General features: G+C 64.7%; 16 protein-coding genes. 10 read left to right on the plus strand and 6 right to left on the minus strand.

Going from position 1 to position 22,898, the window contains the following annotated elements; all coding sequences use genetic code 11:
• Positions 1 to 112: 112 nt before the first annotated feature.
• Positions 113 to 625, plus strand: coding sequence for a hypothetical protein (locus tag F600_RS0116250; protein ID WP_156024644.1), 513 nt, complete (start codon positions 113 to 115; stop codon positions 623 to 625).
• A 184-nt stretch (positions 626 to 809) separates the two neighbouring features.
• On the plus strand, positions 810 to 1,322 hold the full coding sequence (locus tag F600_RS0116255; protein WP_018161686.1) for a hypothetical protein: 513 nt from the start codon (positions 810 to 812) through the stop codon (positions 1,320 to 1,322).
• A 25-nt stretch (positions 1,323 to 1,347) separates the two neighbouring features.
• On the opposite strand, the gene F600_RS0116260 is transcribed toward F600_RS0116255, so the two are convergent.
• Positions 1,348 to 3,138: an ABC transporter ATP-binding protein gene (locus F600_RS0116260; RefSeq protein WP_018161687.1), complete on the minus strand. Its 1,791-nt coding sequence runs from the start codon at positions 3,136 to 3,138 to the stop codon at positions 1,348 to 1,350.
• A gap of 158 nt (positions 3,139 to 3,296) precedes the next feature.
• Positions 3,297 to 3,656: a hypothetical protein gene (locus F600_RS0116265; protein WP_018161688.1), complete on the minus strand. Its 360-nt coding sequence runs from the start codon at positions 3,654 to 3,656 to the stop codon at positions 3,297 to 3,299.
• Positions 3,657 to 4,006: 350 nt separating this feature from the next.
• Here F600_RS0116265 and F600_RS0116270 point away from each other — a divergent pair, with 350 nt between their 5' ends.
• From F600_RS0116270 to F600_RS0116285, 3 genes are all read left to right on the plus strand, one after another.
• A complete protein-coding gene (locus tag F600_RS0116270; RefSeq protein WP_018161689.1) occupies positions 4,007 to 4,285 on the plus strand; it encodes a hypothetical protein in 279 nt (92 codons plus the stop codon).
• 87 nt (positions 4,286 to 4,372) lie between these two features.
• The gene (locus F600_RS0116280; protein ID WP_018161691.1) at positions 4,373 to 5,395 is read left to right on the plus strand and encodes an ROK family protein; all 1,023 of its coding nucleotides are present in this window, start codon (positions 4,373 to 4,375) and stop codon (positions 5,393 to 5,395) included.
• A 342-nt stretch (positions 5,396 to 5,737) separates the two neighbouring features.
• Positions 5,738 to 6,025, plus strand: a complete 288-nt coding sequence (locus tag F600_RS0116285; RefSeq protein WP_018161692.1) for a hypothetical protein — start codon at positions 5,738 to 5,740, stop codon at positions 6,023 to 6,025.
• On the opposite strand, the gene F600_RS0116290 is transcribed toward F600_RS0116285, so the two are convergent.
• Positions 5,979 to 7,541: an MFS transporter gene (locus F600_RS0116290; protein ID WP_018161693.1), complete on the minus strand. Its 1,563-nt coding sequence runs from the start codon at positions 7,539 to 7,541 to the stop codon at positions 5,979 to 5,981. The genes F600_RS0116285 and F600_RS0116290 overlap by 47 nt on opposite strands.
• Positions 7,538 to 8,221, minus strand: coding sequence for an LppX_LprAFG lipoprotein (locus tag F600_RS28665; RefSeq protein WP_018161694.1), 684 nt, complete (start codon positions 8,219 to 8,221; stop codon positions 7,538 to 7,540). Before F600_RS28665 ends, F600_RS0116290 begins: the two co-directional genes overlap by 4 nt.
• Positions 8,222 to 8,376: 155 nt before the next feature.
• On the opposite strand from F600_RS28665, the gene F600_RS0116300 reads away from it, so the two are divergent.
• From F600_RS0116300 to F600_RS28670, 3 genes are read left to right on the plus strand one after another with little or no spacing between them, the layout of a single operon-like run.
• On the plus strand, positions 8,377 to 10,011 hold the full coding sequence (locus F600_RS0116300; protein ID WP_018161695.1) for a long-chain fatty acid--CoA ligase: 1,635 nt from the start codon (positions 8,377 to 8,379) through the stop codon (positions 10,009 to 10,011).
• Between the two features lie 56 nt (positions 10,012 to 10,067).
• Positions 10,068 to 11,480, plus strand: coding sequence for a right-handed parallel beta-helix repeat-containing protein (locus tag F600_RS0116305; protein ID WP_018161696.1), 1,413 nt, complete (start codon positions 10,068 to 10,070; stop codon positions 11,478 to 11,480).
• On the plus strand, positions 11,468 to 13,018 hold the full coding sequence (locus F600_RS28670) for a right-handed parallel beta-helix repeat-containing protein (protein ID WP_156024646.1): 1,551 nt from the start codon (positions 11,468 to 11,470) through the stop codon (positions 13,016 to 13,018). The genes F600_RS0116305 and F600_RS28670 overlap by 13 nt, the downstream gene beginning before the upstream one ends.
• Here the strand turns inward: F600_RS28670 and F600_RS0116315 are convergent.
• Complete coding sequence (locus tag F600_RS0116315; RefSeq protein ID WP_018161698.1) at positions 13,015 to 13,506, minus strand: pyridoxamine 5'-phosphate oxidase family protein; 492 nt, start codon at positions 13,504 to 13,506, stop codon at positions 13,015 to 13,017. The genes F600_RS28670 and F600_RS0116315 overlap by 4 nt on opposite strands.
• Before the next feature lie 78 nt (positions 13,507 to 13,584).
• Between F600_RS0116315 and F600_RS28675 the strand changes: the two genes are divergently transcribed.
• Positions 13,585 to 14,436 carry an alpha/beta fold hydrolase gene (locus tag F600_RS28675; protein WP_211220081.1) on the plus strand — a complete coding sequence of 284 codons (852 nt, stop codon included), beginning with the start codon at positions 13,585 to 13,587 and terminating at the stop codon, positions 14,434 to 14,436.
• A 26-nt stretch (positions 14,437 to 14,462) separates the two neighbouring features.
• Here F600_RS28675 and F600_RS28680 read toward each other — a convergent pair whose 3' ends face one another.
• Positions 14,463 to 21,971, minus strand: a complete 7,509-nt coding sequence (locus tag F600_RS28680) for a non-ribosomal peptide synthetase (RefSeq protein WP_018161700.1) — start codon at positions 21,969 to 21,971, stop codon at positions 14,463 to 14,465.
• Positions 21,972 to 22,386: 415 nt separating this feature from the next.
• Between F600_RS28680 and F600_RS0116330 the strand changes: the two genes are divergently transcribed.
• Complete coding sequence (locus F600_RS0116330) at positions 22,387 to 22,896, plus strand: DUF2231 domain-containing protein (RefSeq protein WP_018161701.1); 510 nt, start codon at positions 22,387 to 22,389, stop codon at positions 22,894 to 22,896.
• Positions 22,897 to 22,898: the final 2 nt, after the last annotated feature.

Below are 22,898 nucleotides of genomic sequence, written 5' to 3' on the forward strand. Positions count from 1 at the left end.
GCGTCACCCCCGTAACGGTTGAAATCGGGGCTCGTGCCACGTATTTCGCCGGGCTGGCCACGACCTACCTTGCATTCGAGGCAACAATGCCGCGCATCGGGGAGGTAAGACGGTGGAGCTCCGCACGGCTCATCTGGGTAATCGAGTGATGGCATCGGCGATCGGTGCTGCTGCTCTGGCCGCGACTTTCGGTGCAGGTTCTGCGTCGGCTGCGGTCGACGGCGGAGTCATCTTCAAGGCCGAGGGCAAGTCGATCGTGGCCGCGATCGATGCCGTCTCGAACTTCGGCAGCGGCGAGAACGTCACGTGCAAGCTCGACGCGAAGTCTCAGGCGGCAGGTTCGACGCCGAAGACGACGTCCCGCACGGACAAGTCGGGGGATTCGGGAGTGCTCAGCGAGAGCCTTCGGATCGACAACCTGCAGCCTGGCAAGTACGACGTCAAGGTGAACTGCGCAGACAGTAACGGTGACCAGTACAGCCTGACCAAGACGGATGTCGTGGAGATTGCCGGGGCAAAGCCTGCGGCTGCGGCCACGACCTCGAAAGCGACGACGCCGACCGGAATCGCCGGAATCATGTCGACGGTCAAGCAGTTCCTGACCACGATCATCAACAAGATCTAGTAACTCCAGGAGAAGCGTCCGCGCGCGTCACCAGACGCTCGCGGACGCTTCTTCGTTTGCACGTCACACCTGGGCCTCGCCCTCGTAACGGTTGAAAGAGCCAGCGGTGCTGCACATTTCGCGGTAGACGAGGCCGCATAGCGTTCAAATCAAGCAATTTTCCAGGTAGGGGGAGGTAAAGACGGTGGAGTTCCGGACAGCTCGTCTGGGCAATCGCGTGGTCGCGTCGATGATTGGTGCGGCCGCACTGGCTACGGCTTTCGGTGCTGGTACAGCATCGGCAGCGGTGAGCGGAACGGTCGCGTTCAAGACGGAGGGCACGTCGGTATCGGCCTCGGTCGACGCGACGTCATCGGTCAGCGGATCGACGGTCTTGTGCAAGCTCGACGTGAAGTCGCAGTCGGCGACCTCGACGACGAAAACGGCCTACAAGACTGCGCAGTCCGGGGGAGGCGTCTTGAAGCAGACGCTGAAGATCGACGACCTGCAGCCGGGCAAGTACGACACGACTCTGCACTGTTTCGACAATCCAGAGGACAAGGACGGCCTGACGAAGACGGCCGTTCTCACGGTCACCGGCGCGACGCCGGCGTCGACCGGAACCGGCACGACGACCACGCCGACAGGTCTGTCCGGGATCTTCACGATTCTGCAAGGGATCCTGTCGTCGATCCTGGGCACCGGAACCGGCAGCTAGACAACGGACGAGGCGTCCGCGAGGGTCAGATGACGCTCGCGGACGCTTCTCCCGTTTGTACGCGCCACAACGCCGCGTACGGTCCGTCGGCAGCGACGAGTTCGTCGTGATTGCCGGCCTCGATGACCCGTCCGGAGTCGAGGACCCAGATGCGATGCGCGTGCCGAACCGTCGACAATCGGTGCGCCACGACGATCGCCGTCCGGTTCCGCGTCGCCTCCCGCAGCGACTTCTGGATCGCGGCCTCGGTTTCGTTGTCGACCGCGCTCGTCGCCTCGTCGAGAACGAGGATCGCGGGATCCCGAAGCAACGCCCGCGCGAGTGCCAAGCGCTGTCGCTGGCCACCCGAGAGCGTCACGCCCCGCTCGCCGACGACGGTGTCGAAACCGTCCGCCAGCTTGTCGATGAACTCGATTGCGTGGGCTGCGACCGCCGCAGCCCGCACCTCGTCGCGTGATGCGTCCTCGCGCCCGTAGGCGATGTTCTCGAAGATCGTGCCGGCAAAGAGGTAGACGTCCTGCGAGACATACCCCATCGATCCGCGGAGTGAGTCCCAGTCGAGGTCACGAACGTCGCGGCCGTCGAGAAGGACGGCTCCCGAGCGCGGATCATCAAAGCGCAGGACGAGCCGCAGAATCGACGACTTGCCCGCTCCGGTCGGCCCGACGATCGCGTGGGTTTCGCCGGCCGGCACTTCGATGTCGACTCCGTGCAGAACATCGGGGGCATCGCGGTATCCGGCACGAACTCCGCGCAACTCGAGGTGGCCCCGAACCGGGACACTGAGACGGTCCGTCCCGGCCGACACCGTGACGGGTTCGTCGAGCAGCTTCAAGATTCGCGCGGTCGATGCCTTTCCGCGCTGGTAGAGGTCCAGGACCTCGGCCACTGACGTCAGGGGCCACAGCAGCCGCTGGGTCATGAACACCAGCACGGAGTACAGACCGACTTCCAACTCGCCGTGGAGCGCCTGGAAACCGCCGATGAGCAGCGTCGCGGTGAATCCGGCGAGGATGGCCATGCGGACGAGCGGGACGAAGGCCGCAGAGGATCGGATGGCGTCGAGGTTCGCCTGCCGGTAGGACGACGAGAAGGACTCGATGCGCTGCCGCTCGCGTTTCTCGGCGGTGAAGGCCTTGATCGTCGCGATCCCGGCGAGATTGGCGGACAGCACTCCCGACAGATCGGCGACCGCCTCCCGGACGCGCGCATAGAGCGGTGCCAGACGCTTCTGGAAGAGCAGCGAACCCGAAATGATGATCGGAATCGGGAGGAAGGCGATGACCGTCAACTCCCACGACGTCAATGCGAAGACGGTGCCCACGAGAAGAACGTTGAGCGTGACCTGCAGGATCGCGGGAGCGCCGACGTCGAGGAAGCGCTCCAGTTGGTTGACGTCGTCATTGAGCGTTGCCAACGTGGTGCCCTGTGGCCGGGATTCGTGCCAACTGACGTCCAGACGCTGCACGTGGTCGTAAGCCTCGAGGCGAAGTTCGTGTTCGATTCCCTGCGCGAGCCCACGCCAGGCGACATCGGCGATGTACTGGGATACCGATTCGATGATCCACACCACGCAGTTGAAGACGGCCAGCCAACCGATCTGGGCGTATCGCGATTCGATGTGCAGCAGACCCGCCATGAACGAGGCGTCACCGCGCACGACGACGTCGACTGCCGCGCCGATGAGCAGTTCCGGCATGACGTCGGCGACCTTGTTGATCGTCGACATGATCGTCGCGAACACGAAGCGTGCCCGGAAGCGACGTTGGCGGCGCCACAGCTCGTAGAGCGGTTGCGCCGATTCGTCTTTACCCATGCCACTCCCGCCGAGTTCGATTGCTCAAGCAGCCTATCGACTCGGCGGAAGTGGGGTGTCGATCGATTCCGAAGTAAGAGTCTCCCGCCCGACGGTCTGTACGAAAGACCACTTTCGTACAAGCCCCGAAATCGGAGACATTGCCCCCGGCCTACTCGTCAGGAGGTCGCGGAACTGGTGGGGCTAGGAGTGGTCGTGGCAGCCGGACTCTGCGGCTCACCCGGCGGGTTGACGAACTGGTGCCGGAATTGCATAGGACCCCGCATACCGGGTCCTTCGAAACGCTGGATAACTCCACGGTCGCCACGGTCCGCGTGCCCGACCCAATACCCGGCCGTGAAGGCAAGGGCGCCGAAGCCGAACAGCCCGATCGAGGCGGCGGCGATCAGCACCTTGACGGGGTCATTGCGGAACCGGTGCCACTTCGACGGCGTGGGCATTTCGGCGACCGATGGCGACGCCGGCGGAGGCGGTGGTGGCTGCAGCTTTTCGGTCTGAGCGTCAGAATTGTCGGTCATTTACCACCTCGATCAGGACGAATACTGCGGGACGCTGTGATCTTGGACCGTCAAATTAAGAGCCAGCTGTATGCAGGCTGCCAAACGACCGGCAAACCGGACAAGCCGTACACGGGGCCGATTGATCCGGCGTGGCGGGCAATGACACGCAGCTCACCAAAACATCCCGGCGAGTCGTGAGGTGAAACTGAAACGCACGCGTTTCGTTGTTGGCATCATTGAGAGTCAAGCGGTGAGAACCGCACCCGCCGGAGGCGGCGTTCTGAGCGATAGCTGGAACTCAGCCAACATCTGTGCGGGAAGCTGACAACTGCCATCGCACCGATGGCACCTTTGGAGTTGAGGGCGCAGTGGAGCTAGTTGCACTGAGCGCAATCGCCGTTCTCGCCGTACCTGTGCCGGCGGCGATTGCCGCGTTCATACGGCGTAGGCACGAGCAGCGTCAGATTCGGCGCGTAGCTAAGTTGTCACACCCGGCGTGCTTTCAGCAAGTCGAGCTGACGGCACCCGACTTCGACGCCCTGGCGACCGCTGAGAACCGACTCCTGCGTGCCCGGATGTCCGGCGACATCGATTCGACCGCTTACCACCGTGGGATGCACCGCCTGGCTCTTGTTGCCGCCGGCTAATTTCGCGCAGCGATTCAGTGAACTGACGGTCACCGAAGACGGCCTCGCGCAAGAATCCAAGGCGGACACTGCGTAGAGGAGCTGATCGTGGCAAGCTCATGGTTCGTTGTCGGGCTGGACAATGGCGGCACGAAGGACAACGGGACAGTTCTCGATCCGGATGGCAACTTTCTCGTCGATCGGATGGTCGAGTCGCCGAGCAATGTGCTCGATGGACCGGAAGCCGCGGTTGATGCGCTCGCTCAATGCCTGGACAACGTCCTCGAACTCACCGGCGTTTCGTTTGATGACGTCCGCGCTGTCGGCCTGGACACTCCCGGCCCCGCCAGTGCCGAAGGCGTCATCTCCTCCATGGGTTCGACCAACTTCTCCACCCCCGAGTGGCGCGGATTCGACATCCGCACTGCCCTCGAGAAGCGCATCGGGCGCCCGGTCGTCTACAACAACGACGCGAACGCTGCGGCCCTGTATGCGCATCGCGAGCACTTCGGGTCCACGGGTTATGAGAACTCGTCGGTGTCGGCGATCATCGGCACTGGCCTCGGTGGCGGCATCGTGGAGTCTGGGCGGATCATCAAGGGCCGCAACGGCATGGCCGGCGAGCTTGGACACGTCTTCGTGCCTGCGCACGACATTCTGGAGGAGGGTCAGCCGATCCCACGCTGTAATTGTGGGTTCGAGTCGGACGCGGAGAGTATCGCGTCCCTGACGGGCATTCAGATCAACCTGCTGCCGTACTGGCTGACGCGCTATCCGGACCACCCGCTGCACGGCGTCAGTGGCGCCAAGGACCGCGCGAAGCAGGTTCGTACTCTCGCCGAGGAGGGCGACGAGATGTCGCTCAAGATCTTCGAGCAGCAAGCGAAGGCGATCGGCCGACTGTTCACGATCGCGGCGAACTTCACCGATCCGACGGCCTACTTCATCGGCGGCGGTGTCGTCGAGACGAAGCCCGACTTCCGCAACTGGTTCATCGACACCGTCCGCGCGAACACCACGTTGCGCACGGAACAGGCCAAGACCGCAGTCGTGGCGACGGTTCCAGACCTCGATATGGCCGGCGCCCGCGGGGCCGCCCTGGGCGCCCTGGCGCACGTCTTGCAACCGTAAACGGACCAAGATATCTGACTTCGAGCCGATTGGGCAGTGTGCTCTCCACCACACTGCGCGTTCGCGACTTGTTCACCTTGGGGATTCGCAGAGATCACTGATCTAGTCCGTGACCTGCAGATATCGGCCCGATAACGGCCTTCGCAACCCCGCGGCAGCTGAGCAACCGACAAGTATGACCTGCGTCACGGGTGGATTACAAATCGAGATCACTCTGTTGTCATTTGTATAGGTCTTCGGCCGAGTCTTCGAGATGCGAAGCGCTAGGCACCGGGTACACAAGCGGCGAGAGTTGGGGTCGCAGGTGGGCCTGGTACACGCAACCAGAAGGTGGGCCCAGAAATGGATCTGATCTACATCACGACACTGGCGATGGTCGGCGTTCCGGCATCGACTCTTGCTGCCACGTACGTCATCAAGCGACGCGAAAAGGCTCGCCGCGACGACGTCTTCCGTACCGTTGCCAAGCTTTCACACCCCGCGATGCGCAACCGCTGCGTCGCCACGGAGCAGGACAAAGAGAACCTGCAGACCGCCGAGGACATCCTGATCCGCGAGCGTATGGCCGGCGAAATCGACGCGGTCACCTATCAGAAGCGAATGGGTCGGCTGGCTTCCGTCGCCCAATGAAGAGCGCGGCCGTAGCGCCCACCAGGCAGATTCCCGCGGCGATCGTGAAATTCTCCCGGTAGCTCGTCATGAGCGCATCAGTGACGGCCCGCTCGTAAACCGATAACGCCGCTTCGTAGTCGGCGTCGTTGTCGAAGCCAATCGAGATCGGCGTGTTGAGGTTTTCCGTCAATCGATGGAACCGGTAAAGCCCGAATGCGGACAGCGCAGCGACCCCGACCAACATCCCTGTCATGCGGGCCACGACCACTGCGGCCGCGGCAATGCCGTGTTGTGTCGACGGCACGACCCGCAGCACGCAAGCGGACAGGGGAGCGATCACGAGTCCCAGCCCCGCGCCCGCGAGGACCAGGTCAGTGTCCATGACCGGCAGGGACAAACCGTGAAGTGAGCGGTGTGCTCCCTCGATATCTGTCGGCCAACGCGACATCAATACGAACGCCGCCGCCGTCAGGAGCAATCCGACGGCGGCGACAAGGCGTTCGCCGCAGCGATGCGCAAGCCAGCCGCCGACGAGTGCACCGATGGGTAGCGCGACGAGGAATCGAAGCAGGACGAAGACGCTCTCCGTTTTGTTGAGGTGCAGCACGCCCTGCGCAACGAGTTCGACGTCGACGAGCGTCACCATGAGCGCGGCACCAGCGGCCAAGCTGGCGACGAGCGCGGCCGAGAACGGCCGGAACTCGACGCCGGTCGGGTCCATCAACGTGACCGTGCTGCGGCGCTCCCACCACACGAGCACGCCCAATACGGCGATCCCCGCGACCAAGGTGGGAACTCCCCACGGCGCGAGCAGCGATTCGCGCGGGTTCGGGTTGCTCAGCCCGACGACGATGCACCCCAGCGCCACACCAAGCAGCACGCCGCCGATCACATCGACGCGAACGTGGTCCTGAATGCCCTTGTCGCGCTTCGGCACACCGATCCACACCGCGAGCATCGACAGCAAGGCCAGCGGGACATTCAGCCAGAACACCCCACGCCAGCCGGTGATCGCGAACGCCGAAGCCCACACGGTCGAGCCGGCGACGACGACACCGTACGGCGGGCCGAAGACGCTGCCGAGCTCTTGCGCGGCGCCCACCGCACCGAGAACGGTGGCGCGACCTCTCTCGGCCCACAGGTCGGCCGCCAGAGCCATCGTCACGGGCAGCAGGGCGCCGCTGGCGACGCCCTGAATGACGCGGCCGGTGGTGATCGTCGTGATGTCGGTGGCCATCGCCGTGACCACGGATCCGACGATGAACAGCGCCAGGCAGGATTGCAGAAGAGGCTTGCGGCCGAATCGGTCCGATGCCTGCCCGAGCAGTGGCATCGCCGCGATGTACCCCAGCAGGTACCCCGTGACGATCGGCGTCGCCTGTTCGAGCCGGTTCGCCGCGATCCCGACGTCGCGCATGATGTCGCCGAAGATGCTGACGACGACGTAGGTGTCGAGCGCCCCGATCATCACGCACAGCGCGGCCGATCCGACCGCCCAGCCGCGATGCTTCAGGATCCTCGCGGGAGCCCTCACCCCAGGGCCGGCTTCTCGACGGTGAACTGCTTGTCGAAGTCCGACACCTTCACTTCAACCGTCGGAACCGGATCGGCGTCGGGGGTGGAGAACCAGACTCGAAGAACATGCCGGGGGCCGTTAACCGGCACCCAGAAGACGACATCCAGATCCTTCTTGAGACCAGGTACGAGCGGTGTGACCTGCTCCTTCGTGAGCTTGCCGGTGATCTTGTAGGCGTCCTGCCCGTCGATGCTGTCGATGTCCTGGGATTCGGTGTCGGTCGCGACCGTCAGGAGGTGGGCGAGGCCGCGGTTGGGATCGAGGATGGCGGTGGCGTCGTAGAGTTCCTTGGTCCGCTCCGTCGTGTACTCGGTGAACTTGCCGGTCGGTCCGCGGAAGTACGCCTGCCCTTTGACGATCACGAAGTCGCCCTCGATGACCGTGCCACTGAGACTCACCTTGAGAGATCCGCGGGCGTTGCCGGCACGATCCACGTCGCCGTCGACGTTCCGTACCTTGACACCTTCGGGATCGCCGTTGACCTTGATCACGAGGTGAGTGCTGTTGACCGCTGCCGTGGCTTCGGCGCTCTGCTTCAACAGTCCGGCGGCCGGCGGCAGATCGGGCTTGGAGCACGCGGTGGCCAGACCGAGCGTCGCGGCCAGCAGAGTGATGAAGAGCAGTCGGGCCCAGGTCATGAGGCGATGGTATGCATCGAGACCGGAGGCGACGACTTCGGCGGTGTCTTATTCGCGAGTCGTTCTCATGTTGGTGTCCGAATCCGGTGCTAGCTTTCAACCGTGTTCGCGCGCGACGCGTGACGTAAGGACCCCACCAGGGAAGGACCTCCCACATGCTCAGCACGATGCAGGACGAGCAGCTATCACTGGCAACGCTGCTGAAGTACGCCTCGACGTTCCACTCGAAGGCGGTCGTGGCGACCTGGACCGGAACCGGCGTGCGGACCATGTCCTACGGCGAAATGGGCACGCAGGCCGCGCAGTTGGCGAACGCGCTGCAGTCGCTCGGCGTCCAGGAGGGCGACCGCGTCGCCACCTTCATGTGGAACAACAACGAGCACATGGTCGCCTACGCGGCGATCCCGGCCATGGGTTCGGTTCTGCACGCGCTGAACATTCGTTTGTTCCCGGCGCAGGTCGAGTTCGTCGTCGCCCATGCCGATGACCGGGTGGTCATCGTGGACGGCACGCTCGTGCCGATGTTCAACCAGTACCTGCCGACGCTGCCCTCGATCAAGCACGTCATCGTCGCCAATGGCGACCCGGCGAGCGTCACCGCGCCGGACGGCGTGACGGTTCACGGCTACAACGACCTTCTCGCCGCGCAGTCCGACACCTTCGACTTCCCGGTCGTCGACGAGCGCAGTGCCGCCGCGATGTGCTACACGTCCGGCACCACTGGCGACCCGAAAGGTGTTGTCTACTCACACCGTTCGAGCATTCTGCACTCGATGCAGGTGTGTACGCCGTCGGGCATGGAGATCTCCGGGCGCGACAACATCCTCGCGATCGTGCCGATGTTCCACGCCAACGCGTGGGGCATCCCGTATGCCGCGATGATGGCCGGTGCCTCGCTCCTCATGCCCGACCGCTTCCTCCAGCCGGGCCCGCTGCTCGAAGCCATGGCCGCGGAAAAGCCCACCTTCGCTGCTGCCGTCCCGACCATCTGGATCGGTGTTCTTTCCGCACTTGCAGCGAGCCCGCAGGACATCTCTCACCTGCGCGAAGTCGTGGTCGGTGGCTCCGCGGTCCCGCCGGCGATGATGCACGCCTTCCAGGAGAAGCACGGCGTCCGGATCCTGCATGCCTGGGGCATGACCGAGACCTCTCCGCTGGGCTGCGTGGCCCACGCGCCCGCCGGCGTCAGCGGCGACGAGGAGTGGAAGTACCGCTACACCCAGGGTCGATTCCCGGTGGGTGTGCAGGCGCGCCTCGTCGACGACACCGGAGCGGTCGTCCCGAATGACGGCGAATCCCTCGGCGAGCTCGAAGTCAAGGGTCAGTGGATCACTGGTTCGTACTACTCGCCGCAGGGTGGAGTCATCGATCCGGAGAAGTTCCACGATGGCTGGCTCCGCACGGGTGACGTCGGAAAGATCACGCCGGACGGCTATCTCACCCTCGTCGACCGCTCGAAGGACGTCATCAAGTCGGGTGGCGAGTGGATCTCGTCGGTCGACCTCGAGAACGCGGTCATGGCGCACCCCGCTGTGCTCGAAGCTGCGGTGATCGGCATCCCGGATCCGAAATGGGACGAGCGGCCGCTGGTTGCCGTCGTGCTGCGGGAAGGTGCCGCGGCCGACGCCGCGACGCTCAAGGCATCGCTCACCGGCAAGGTCGCCCACTGGCAGCTGCCGGAGTACTGGACCTTCATCACCGAGGTGCCCAAGACCAGCGTGGGAAAGTTCGACAAGAAGGTCATTCGCGCGCAGCACGCCGACGGCAAGCTCGACGTCGTGACGGTCTAAGCGGCAATCTGTTCAATAGCGACATTTCGGGTAGAGCACGTTCCTAGGCTGTAAACGTGCTCTACCCGCTCGTCTCGCGCGGGCCGATTGCGGTGATCGCGGTCGGCATATTGCTGACGGGATGTTCGGCGGGGCTTCCGGGAAGGGCGACCACTACCGGCCCGGGCAGCGCCGATTCTCGCGCCAAGCTTCCCGGCTTCGACTGGTCACCCGACCGCAGCGGCGGGTTTGATCCGAAACCGTGCGGTGGGACGATCCGATGCGTCGGCGGTGAGGGCTCATACTCGACGATCGGTGCTGCGATCAGCGCCGCCCAGAACGGCGACACCGTTCAGGTGGCCGCCGGGCGGTACTCCGAAACGGTAGTCGTCGAAGGTCGCGGGCTGACCCTCCTAGGTGGATTCTCCAGCGACTTCACGACCCGGAATCCGGCTGATCAAGAAACTGTGATCGATGCCGGCGGTCGCGACTCGGTGATGCGCTTCTCCGAGGCCGGCGACACCACCATCGACGGCTTCACGATCACCGGAGGAAAGGCGCACCGCGATGAGTGGGGCGTCGGTCATGGCTCCGGCATCTGGGTCTCGCATTCAGGATCAGTCACCATTTCGCGCAATCTCATCGAGGGCAACGACGACGGCGCTGATTTCAACACCTGCGATTGCCACACCTTCGGCGGCGGAATCTCTGCGGGCGACAACACCTCGCTGACCATCGCCGACAACATCGTGCGGAACAACGCGTCGCTTCGGGGCGCGGGCATCGCCGTTCAAGGCCCGCGCGCGGTCCTCGAGCGGAACCTTGTCGAGAACAACCATGCCCGCAGCGATCACGGCGGTGGTCTCTATCTGACGGGCGACGGAATGGTCGTGCGAGCCAATCTGATCCGCTCGAACACCATCGGAGACCAGGCGGGTTACGGCTGGGGCGGCGGCGGAATCTTCTATGGCGAGGCGTCCGCGACGCGCCCGAAGGCGCGATTCGAAGGCAATCGTTGGGTCAGTAACGAGGCGCCGAGTAAGGGCAGCGGTCTGTTCCTCGACGATTCCGTGGAGGGAACCGTTGTCGGTGACTTGTTCTACGCCAATGTCTGTCACGAAGCAGGGGCGGGGTTGTACCTCGACGGAGGCGGCAATTTCGGCACGATCGCAACGCTGAGCAACCTGACAATCACCGGTTCCGGCTGCGGCGACGACGTTCACGGTTCAGGTCTGTACGCCGAAGGCGGCTCGCACTTCGACCTGACCGTTAGCATCATCGCGGCCAACGGCGGCGTCAGCGACGTGAACCAATGCGACACCTGTACCGAGGCCCCCGCTGCGGAACCCGGGACCGTGAACAGCAGCATCATCGGCGGCGCGGACGGTGCCGTCGTGATCGGGCCGGATGTCCAGATCAACCGGTCGCCGACATTCAAAGATCCGTCCCGCGGTGACTTCACGGTGGAGGGGACGTCGTGGGGAGCGTAGGGCGGCTGGCCTTGGTGACGCTGACTCTTTCGACTGCGGTGGCCTGCGGCTCGACACCAGCAGCGTCGGACTCCAAAGCGAGTTCCCCTGTCGCCGAACAACATATTCCCGATGTCTGGGATGGCAGCTGCGCGGCGCCGGCGACGGGAAAGACCTACGACGTCGGACCGGATAAGGCGCTCGCCGCGATCGGCGATGTGCCCTGGCTCGATCTCGGCCCGGGCGACCGCGTCAACATCTACGCCCGGCCGGACCCGTACAAGGAGAAGATCCTGATCGCTGGGAAGGGGAAGAAGGACGCCCCTATCACGGTCTGCGGGATTCCGGACGCAACCGGAAAGCGCCCGGTGATCGATGGCTCGGGTGCCACAACGCGTCCCGACATGGTGTCCATTTATGGCCGGACCCAGGATCGTGGTCTAATCACGGTGTCGCCGCCAAAGGGCAGCGAATGGGGTGCCAAGCCGCAGTACATCGTCATCTCGGGTCTGGAACTCACGGGTGCCTACCCGGGGAACACCTTTAGCGACTTCTCGGGTGCGCAGGCCTCGTATCCCGACAACGCCGCCGGGATCTTCGTTGAACGCGGTGAGTGGATCACTGTCCGGAACTGCGTGATCACCGGAAATGGGAACGGCCTGTTCGTTGCTTCCGGCGATTCCGAGGAGGTTCTGTCGCGGCACATTCTCGTCGATGGAAACGAGTTCACGAACAACAGCGTCGTCGACCGGGACCACGAACATCAGTCGTACGTCGAGGCAGAAGACACCGTCTATCAGTTCAACCATTACGGCAATACCCGTGCGGGTTCGCTCGGTGGAGGTCTCAAGGACCGGTCTACCGGGACGGTGGTCCGCTACAACGTGATCGAAGGCGGGCAGCGGCTGCTCGACCTCGTCGAGGCGCAGGACTCATTCCCGGTCGTGGGGAAGCTGCCGAGCTATCACCAGACCTGGGTGTACGGAAACCTCTTCTCCCTGGGCAATGAAGACGGTTCGTACGCGATTCACTACGGCGGTGACTCCGGATCGGTGGAGACGTATCGCAAGGGCACCCTGTACTTCTATTCGAACACCGTGGCGTTCCGGATGGACCAGAGCAAAGCCTGGAGCGGATCGATCTTCGAACTCAGCACCGGGGACGAAACGGCCGAGATCTGGAACAACGTGTTCTATGCGACGAGCGCCACGCCCGGCCAACCACCTACCGAGGTGAGCCTGGACCGGCTGAGCGGAGTCCACAACCTGGGTAAGAACGCGTTCTCCACGACGATCGTCCAATGGCGTGACGAGTCCGAACGCGAGGGTGGATCGGTCAAGGGGTGGACCCAGCAACTCACGTTCACCGGAGACCCCGGATTCATCGACGTGGTCGCAGGCGACTTCCGGCCCAAGCCGGACTCGATCCTCGTTGGCGCTGCCGGGTCCGCACCGGTGGAGATTCCCGACGGATACCAGGTCGGATTCGAATACTCGCTGTCCGCAGGTGTGCAAGAACGTGGCGAAACGGCCGATATCGGCGCGTACGCGACACATTAGTGCTTGCGCACGACGTACTCCGGCTTACCTTCCTTCCAGACGGTGATGTCGAGGTGGTCGTCGGCGACCTCGACGGACGACGCACTCGTGATGTCGGCCGCGAGGAACTGTTCGAAAACTTCACCGCGGAAGTCATGGCCGGTTCGCTCGAACATGTCTTCCAACCAGCGCTTCTGTTGGTCGGGATCGTCCACGTGGTGGATCGTTCCGGACAGCTTCGCGTCGCCGTCCGTGACCTTCGGGTCCGCGGACGCGGTGTGAAGCGTGAATCGCGGGTCGCGAGCGAGGTCCGCGAACTTCGTCGTGCCCGGCATGCCGACAAGCCATAGTTGCCCTTCGAACATCCACGGTTCCATCGGGCTGATGCGCGGCGATCCGTCCTTCATGAGGGTGCCCAGGAAACACAGGTTGCCGGTCGCCGTGTGGCGCCGACGGAAGAGCGCGGAGATGTGGGGTGCCTGCTGTTGGAATTCCTGCCAGGTAGCCATGAATCAGACGCTACATCGAGGGTGTGACAGGAATTACAGATCGACCTCCGGCGTTGAACTAAATGTCTAGGAGGTTCGATGATGCACACTCCGCCGGTTTTGCCTGAAATGCAGTGGCGCGAAGTAGAAGTGGACGGTCGTCCGGCTCGTTACCTGGTCGGCGGCGCAGGGGAGACGGTGATTTTCCTGCATGGGTGGGGACTGGCTGGAGGCATCTTCTATACCCCCGCACTCGAGTTGCTGGCAGCGTCCGGATTCCGGGTCTACGCGCCGTCGATGCCGGGCTTCGGATCCGCCGAACTCCCGACGTCCGACTTCAGTCTCAGCGGTTATGCCGACTGGGTGGCCGCGTTTGCGACGAGCGTCGGCATAACCGGCAAGGTGAGCGTCATCGGGTACTCGATGGGCGGTGGCGTGGCCATTCGCCTGGCATATGAGTTCGCCGACCTCGTCTCGCGGGTGGTGCTCGTGAATTCGATCGGCGGTTCGACCTGGTACGACCGTCGGGGCGCCGAGTGCCGGATCGGGCAGCGGCCGCTGTGGGACTGGGGTCTGCACCTGCGGTCGAACGTCATGCCGATGCGGACCGTCCGGACCGCGTTGCCGATGATCCTGCGCGAGGGCATCCCCAATTTCGCTCGCAACCCGCGTGCCGTATGGCGCGCGGGCTGGCTCGCCCGAAACGCCGATCTCACCGCCGAGGTTCGCGCACTACGCCGCCGCGGATTGCCGATCGCGCTGGTGTGGAGTCGACACGACAGCGTTATCCCGACGGTGACGATGCAGACGCTACGAGACGCGGCGGAGGACTCGCCGTTCGTGCTCGTCGACGGCAACCACAGTTGGCTGACGACGAACCCGGACCGCTTCCGGGACGTGATCGCAGCGCTGTTCCGCCGAACCTCGAGCCAGGTGCCGACCGCGGCCTAACTGACCGCGGCCCAACTGACCGCGGCTTAGCCGGCCGCGGCCTCGTCGTCCTCGAGTGCCGGCAGGAAGCCGATCTCCTTGAGGTAGCCGATGTACCGGTCGAGTGCACGCGCGTCGATCCGTGGCGGCAGCAACGAATTGCCCAGTGTGCGTCGCACGTTCGTGTCGAGCAGCGTCGCCGTGATCGCCGGGTCGTGGTCGGTTGCGTCACTGAGCACCGCGGCTGCCGTGAGACTGTCGTCGCCCTGACGGCTGCGGGCCACTGCCTCCGTCTGCAGGCGGCTTCGCAGAGCCTGCTCGTCGGCGGACTCGATGTCGTACCCGTTGCGGCGCAGCGCCTCGAGAACCGACGAGACCAGCACGGGCTCGTAGTTCACCAGGTGGTATGCCGTTCCGGACCGCGCCGAACGACCGCGGCTGGCCAGCTCGATGATCGCCGTCGCGACGTAGTCCACGGGCAGCATCGACACCTTGGCGTCGCCGGAATCCGGTGCGGCACCGAGTTCGGCTGCCGCACGAACCATCGCCCAGAAGGCATCCGAGGTGTTCGTGTAGCCGGTCGCGCGGTCACCGACGATGAGGGTCGGACGGTAGATCGCGGTGTGAATGCCGCGGGTCGCAGCCGCGAGGATCAGCTGCTCGGCAACCCACTTACTTGACACGTAACCCGAAGGCGGCACATCGGCGGACGACAGAGTGGTCGACTCCGCGATCTCGGTGTCTCCGCTGTGCATCACGGTCGACGCGGTCGACACGTAGTGGACCGGCTTGACCTTGGCGGTCGTCGCGAACCGAAGAATCTCGACCGTGCCGGCGACGTTGACACCGCGCAGCGTGTCGTACGACTCGACGTGGTTGACGCGCGCTCCGTTGTGGAAGACGAGGTCGACCTCGTAGCTGAGGTGCTCGTAGTCGCTGTCCGACAGTCCGAACTTCGGCTTGCCGAGGTCCGCGGCGATGGCGACGATCCGCGGGGCGAACCGCTCTTCCCACAGTCCACGAGCCTTGAGGACGTCGTGCACCCGATCTGCCGCGGCCGCGTCGTGCGGGGCGCGGACGAGGCACCAGATGACCGTGCCCGGACGGCTGAGCAATTCCGACAGCAGGTGTGCACCCAGGAACCCGGTCGCACCGGTGAGCAGCACATTCCGCACCTTGCGGGGACGTGGCAGGTGCCCGCCGATGATGTCGCTCGGCAGCACGGAGTCGGCTTCGAGCATCTCGGGCGCCACCGCACCGGCCCGCCGGACCGACTTGTGCCGCGCCAGCGCACGCACCGTCGAGGCTTCGAAAATCGCTCGCGTGGAGACCTGGAACCCGGCCTTCGCGACGAGTTCTTCACGCAGCGTCAGCGTCAGCAGCGAGGTGCCGCCGAGTGTGAAGAAGTCGTCGTCGAGCCCGACTCGTTCGATTCCGAGGACGTCCGCGAACACGGTGGACAATGCGACTTCGAGCGGCGTCTGCGGCTCGGAGAAGTCCAGGTTCGTCGTGAAGACGGGAGCCGGCAGGGCCTTGGTGTCGAGCTTGCCGTTCGGGGTGATCGGGAACTCGGACACCTCGACATATGCGCCCGGAACCATCGCACGCGGCAGGGTGTCCTGAGCGGCCGCCTTCACCTTTGCGAGGTAGCCGTTCTGGTTCGGCTTCGGAACGATGTAGGCGACCAGATGCGCGCCCGTCGCCGGGTCGTGGTGCGGCAACACGACCGCCTGGTCGACAGACGGCTGCTGCGACAGGAAGGCTTCGATCTCACCCGGCTCGATGCGCTGGCCGCGGATCTTCATCTGCCGGTCGGTGCGTCCGTAGTACCGCAGTTCACCCTCGTGGTTGAACGAGGCGAGGTCACCGGTCCGGTACATGCGGTCGCCGGGCGCGCCGTACGGGTTAGCGATGAAACGGTCCGAGGTGAGGTCGGGGCGGTTGTGGTACCCGCGTGCCACACCAGGGCCGGCGATGTAGACCTCGCCGCGGACTCCGGTCGGGACCGGGCGAAGACGCTCGTCGAGGAGCAGAACCTGGAGTCCCGGGAGGGGCTTGCCCAGGGTCACCGGAAGATCCGGCACCATCGGGCCCGTCTGCGCAGTGATGACCGTGGCCTCGGTCGGGCCATAGCTGTTGATCAGGTTGACGTGCGGCGCCCAACGGGAAACCAGCGCCGGCGGACACGCGTCACCACCGACGACCGCGGTGCGAAGATCCGGCAGACGGTCGGGGTCGAGCGTCGCGAGGACCGCAGGCGTCGTCATGTAGTGCGTGATCCGGTTGCGGATCAGCATGCGTTCCATTTCTTCGCCGCCGATGATGTCCGGCGGGTTGATCACCAGCGAGGCGCCGGCGTGGAACGTGCCCAGCATCTCCAGCATCGCCGCATCGAAGCTCGGCGAGTGGGCATGAAGCACCACTGAATCCGGGGTGATCTGCAGCGTCTTGATGACCTCAGCGGTGAGTTCGGAGAGACCCCGATGCGTGACCGAGACGGCCTTCGGAAGGCCGGTCGAACCCGAGGTGTAGATGAGGTAGGCGACGTCGTCGAGCCGCAGCGGCCGCACTCGGTCGGCGTCGGTGATCGGTGCGCCGGAACGACGGGACGCCGTCGCCGGGTTGTCGACCATGAGCCAGGTCTGCGTGTCCGGCAGGGCACGCCGCCAGGCGCTCGTCGTGAGGCCGATCTTGGCGCGAGTGTCCTTGAGGATGAAGGCGATTCGTTCGGCCGGGAACTCGGGGTTGATCGGGACGAAGCCCGCTCCGGTCTTGACCACAGCCCACAGCGACACGACCGATTCGATCGAGCGCGTGATCGACACGGCGACGAACTGCTCCGGGCCGGCGCCGTACGAGATGAGCTCGCGAGCCAGTCGCGAGGACCAGGCGTCGAGTTCACGGTGCGAGATGAACCGGTCGCCCGACCGGATGGAGCCGCCGCGAAGCAGATCGGGGAACAGTTCCTGCGGGATCTGCACGGGTGCCTGCAGCGAGGCCGGGTCCACGAGCGGAATCGCGCCGACCGGAATCGACGGGTCAGCGGCCACGGTGTAGGCGATGCGCTGGAACGCCGCGGCCATCTCCTCGGCCGTCGAGCGGTCGAAGATGTCCGTCGCGTAGCCGAACGAGGCGTCCATCCGGGCCCGGCCCTGCTCGTCCGTCTCCTTCATGAGGGAGATGTCGATGTCGAACTTGATGACCGACAGTTCGACGGGCTCGGGCTCGATCCGCAGACCCTCGACGTCGAGGATCACCTCGGCGACGTTCTGGAACGCGAACATGACCTGGAAGAGCGGCTGGTGCGACGACGAACGAACCGGCTGCACCGCCTCGACCACGGTCTCGAGCGGCACGTCGCCGTTGGCGAAGGCACCGAGGTCAGCGGCCTTGACCGCGCCGAGAAGTTCGGTGAACGGCCGGTCCGGGTCGACCTGTGTGCGCAGGACCAGCGTGTTCACGAACATGCCGACGAGCGGGTCGAGCGCACGGTCACCACGGCCCGCCGTGGGCGTGCCGATCGGGATGTCGTTGCTGCCCGTGACGCGCGACAGCAGCACCGTGAGCACGGCATGCAGCACCATGAACATCGTCACGTTGTGCTGGCGTCCCACCGCATCGAGAGCTGCGACGACATCGGCGTCGAGCTTGAACTTGACCTGCGCACCTTCGCCGTTGCGTCGCGCCGGGCGCGGGCGGTCGGTGGGGAGCTCGAGTTCGGCGGGTGCGCCCTCGAGCGCCTGACGCCAGTGGTCGAGTTGGTTGGCGGCGAAGGGGGACGGCGCGCGCCAGCCACCGAGCAGGTTGTTCTGCCAGATGCTGAAGTCGGCGTACTGAACCGCCAGCGGCGCCCACGACGGTTCCCGGCCGTGCAGACGCGAGGCGTACGCGTGCAGGACGTCGGCAGCCAAGACCGCAACCGACCAGCCGTCACCCGCGATGTGGTGCAGCACGAGAACGAATCGGAACTCGTCCGGGCTCAGGCGGAACACCCGCGTGCGGATGATCGGGTCGCGGGTGACGTCGTAGCCGGCGAGCGACATCTCGCGCAGCTGGCGGTCCGCCTCGGCTTGGGTGCAGTCGACGATCTGCAGGTCGAGGACGATCTCGTCGGGGCTGAGGATCTTCTGGTGCGGGCCGGCGGCCGAGTCCGGATAGATCGTGCGCAGGGCTTCGTGTCGCTCGAGGACGTCGCGTGCGGCGACTTCGAGCACCGAAAGTTCGAACGGTCCCTTGATCCGGGCCGCGAACGGCATGTTGTACGCGGCGAGTTCGGGCTGCATCTGGTTGAGGAACCAGAGGCGGCGTTGGGCCGGCGACAACGGGATTCGACCGATGCGCGGCGCCCGGGTGACCGGCGGACGGCCGTGGTCGTGGATCGGCATCGCGTCGACACGCGCGGCAAACTGCTCGACGGTGGGTGCTTCGAACAGGTCACGGATCGTGAGATCACGCGAGAGTTCCTGTCCGGCTCGGGAGATGACCTGTGTGCCGTTGAGCGAGTTGCCGCCGAGGGTGAAGAAGTTGTCGTTGACGCCCACGCGTCCGACGCCGAGGACGTCGGCGTAGACCGCCGCGAGGATCTCCTCGGTGCGGGTCCGTGGCGCCACGAACTCGGTGGTGACCGTTTGGAATTCCGGCCGGGGGAGAGCCTTGCGATCGAGCTTGCCGCTGCCGTTGAGCGGGAACGCGCTCAGCATCACGATCGCCGCCGGGACCATGTAGCCCGGCAGGATGCGGCGCACCGCGTTCTGGAGATCCTCTTCGGTTGCGGATTCGCCCGATTGCAGGACCACATAACCGACGAGCTGCTGTCCGGCTGGTCCGTCGACCACTTCCACTGCGGCCTGCTGCACGCCTGACTGAGCGAGCAGGGCGGTCTCGATCTCGCCGAGTTCGATGCGTTGACCGCGGAACTTGACCTGGAAATCGGTTCGGCCGAGGTAATCGAGCGCGGGGATCATGGAGCCGTTCTCGCCCTGGCGGTACTGCCAACGCACGAGGTCGCCGGTGCGGTACATCCGCTCGCCGGGCTTTCCGTACGGATTCGCGACGAAGCGGTCTGCCGTGAGGTCGGAGCGTCCGTGGTAGCCGCGCGCCAGCTGAACACCCGAGAGGTACAGGTGTCCGGCAGCGCCGATCGGTGTGGGCCGCAGGTGCGAATCAAGAACCAGGACGCCGCTGTTCCAGGCCGGACCACCGATGGGCACGGAACCGCTGTCGCGCGTCGTGGCCGGCCACCGCGTGATGCTCACGGCAGCTTCGGTGGGCCCGTAGAGGTTGTCGAGCTCGGCGTTCGCGACTCGGCGATAGCGCGCGGCAGTCTCGACCGGGAGCGCTTCGCCGATGACGAAAACGTGCCGAAGCGTGTGGTAGCGACCGGGGTTCGCGGACGATGCCCAGACGGACAGCATCGACGGTACGAAGTCAGTGACCGTGACGGCGTGCTTGGTCATGGCGTTGGACACGTACTCGGCGTCGCGGTGACCGTCGTACGGTGCGACCACGATCCGGGCGCCCACCATCAGCGGCAGGAAATAGCCCCACATCGACACGTCGAACGTGGCTGCGGTCTTCTGCAGATAGACGTCGGTGGCGTCGATGCCGTACCGCTCGAGCATCCACAACTGCTGGTTGACTATCGCGCGATGCGAGACCGCGACGCCCTTGGGCCGGCCGGTCGATCCAGAGGTGTAGATGATGTAGGCGGTGTTGTCCGGACGAAGTGACGCCAAGCGGTCCTCATCGCGGACCGGCGCATCCGAGGTGTCCGACAGATCAGCGTTGACATCGATCATCGTGCAGTCGGCGGCGAGTCCGTGTCCGGTGCCCGACACCAACAGGCACGACGGCTGCGCGCTGCGCAAAATGTGCTCGTTGCGTTCCGCCGGGTGATCCGGGTCGACCGGGACGTAGACGCCGCCAGCCTGCAGCACCGCGTTCATGGCGACGACGAGGTCGACGCTGCGCCGGATGGCGACCGCGACGACGGACTCGGGCCCTACGCCGTGCGCGATGAGGTGTCGGGCCAATCGGCTGACACGGCTGTCGACATCGCGGTACATCAGCGACACCGGTTCGACGCCGCTGTCGTCGACGAGCGCGATGCGATCGGAATGGGTGTCGAACGATTCGCGCAACAGCGCGGTCAGGGTCGCCTCCCGTACCGGGTGTGCCGTGTCGTTCCACTCGACGAGGACCGAGTGCTCTTCCTCGGGGCTCAGGACCGAGATCGAGCTGAGCGGAGTCTCCGGCGCGGCCGCGACGAATCGGCCAAGGAAGTCGACGAATCGCCGGTGGTGAAGATCGATCTCGCTCTGCGAGTAGAGGTTCGGGTTGCCCTCGAAGTCGACGTGCACGCGGTCCCCACCATCGGAGTGGTAGAGGTTCACGCCGATGTCCTCGAGGCCGCCCGACATGAGGACGTTGAAGGTCGCCGACTGCGCGCCGTACTGGAGTTCGCGGTCGAACAGCATGACGTTGACGCGGGGGCCGAAGAATTCGCGGCCGGTCGCCGCGATCGGAGAGTCGCGACGGATATCTTCCTGCCGGTACCGCTGGTGCCGGAGCGCGCCGATCACCTCGGTGCCCATCGCGTTGATGAGCCCGCCGACTGTCGTCGTCGGCTCGACGTGCGCGCACAGCGGAACGATGTTCGCGAACATTCCGGAACTCCGCCGAGCCAGTGCCGTGGTCCGGGCCGCGACGGGCAGGCTGACGACGACGTCTGGGCGGTCGAGAACGTGCGAGAGGTATGCCGCGAAACCGGCGATGAGCACCCCGGCTCGACTCGAGCCGACGCGCTCGGCCGCGGCGTCGATGTTGGCGAGATCTGCACCGCTGTAGATCGCGGACGCGAGCAGGCTGATGGCGCCGGGTCCGCCGGTTCGACTCGACAGCGTGGTCGTCTCGGTGATGCGGGCGACCTGCTTTGCCCAGTACTGCTTGTCGGACTCGAACCGCGTGCTGTCGCGGTAACTGGCCTCGGATTCGTAGAGTTCGCGGACGGTTCCGAACGCTTTGGGCGCAGGCTGCATCCCGTGCCACAAGGTGGTGTAGACCTCGAACATACGGTTGACGACCTGGGTCGCTCCGTAGCCGTCCATGGTGATGTGGTGGACGCGCATGTAGCTGAACCAATGCGTCTCATCGATGCGGATCATCACCGCGCGGATGAGATCGTCCTGAAGCAGATCGAGCGGGCGGCGGTAATCGCCGCGCATCCAGGCTTGCGCAGCGGCGCGGGGATCGATGGAATCGCGCAGGTCGACGGTTTCCAACTGCACGATCTGGCCGGGCTGGACCACCTGTGCCGGCTGGCCCTCATTTTCGATGATGCGTACCCGCATCGACTCAATCTCGGCGCTGACGATCTCGAGCGCCTGCGCCACGATTTCGAGATCGGGATTCTCGAGCTCGACGTACTGCGCGACGGTGAACGGTACGTGCGGAGCGAGCTGCTGCGCGTACCACATGCCCAGTTGCGCGAGAGACAGCGGCACTGCGTCGATATTCGCGTGCCCAACGATTGCTATCGCGTCCAGCTGGTCAGTCATAGATAGTCGCTCCAAGATCGAACTCAGGCCGATCGCTCGGCTACCTGCGGATCTGCAAGTACGGTTTTGCCTCGATGACCCCGGCGCCATCGAGGGTGGTTCGTAGCTCGCTCGGTGTTGGATTGCTATGGATCAGTATGGATCTAGATCACGAACGCATTAACCGTGATGAAGCAAATCTGAAACTGGTGTGACTGATGTGACTAAAGTGGCCAAATTTGAAGAAAAGCAACACTTTTCAAGCGTGATCAAGGTCATCTATCTGACTGACAACAACCTGAGACGATCTTGATATCGGACATTTCCGAGGCCGCGAAAAGGTTCAATTGAAACGTGGTCGGCAACCTCGGGATAGGGTGCCTCCAAGCGAACCTCAATGCCGAAGACGCGACGAACGTTCAGGAGTGCAACAGCAATGCCGATGGTGGTCAACGGACTTCCGGCCCACGTTTTGATAGTCCACTTTGTCGTGGTCCTCGTGCCGGCGACGGCGCTACTGCTCATTCTTTCGGTGGTGTGGCCTGCGGCACGCGAACGGATCGGCGTATTCGGCCCACTGCTCGGTGGAATCACGATGATCTTCGCTCTCGTTGCCGCTGAGGCGGGCGATTGGCTCAAGCACAAGCTGAACCTGGACGACGAAACAATCAACCAGCACGCGAACTACGGGTCGATCCTCCAGTACGTCACGATCGCCGTCTTCGGACTGTTCCTGGGGTGGTGGATCGTCGCCGCAAGTGGTGGCCAGCGCATTCTTGGCAAGCTCGGCCCGCTCGAGTCGGTCGGCCGGCACAAAGTTGTTCAGCTCGCTGTCGGAGTGGGTGCCGTGGTGGTCGCGTTGGTGTCGGTCTACCTCGTCGTCATGGCTGGTGACACCGGCGCCCAGTCCACCTGGAGCGGCTACAAGGACCTGCTCAGCAAGTAGGT

The sequence above is a fragment of the Smaragdicoccus niigatensis DSM 44881 = NBRC 103563 genome, assembly GCF_000380645.1.
In the GTDB taxonomy this organism is placed as follows: domain Bacteria; phylum Actinomycetota; class Actinomycetes; order Mycobacteriales; family Mycobacteriaceae; genus Smaragdicoccus; species Smaragdicoccus niigatensis.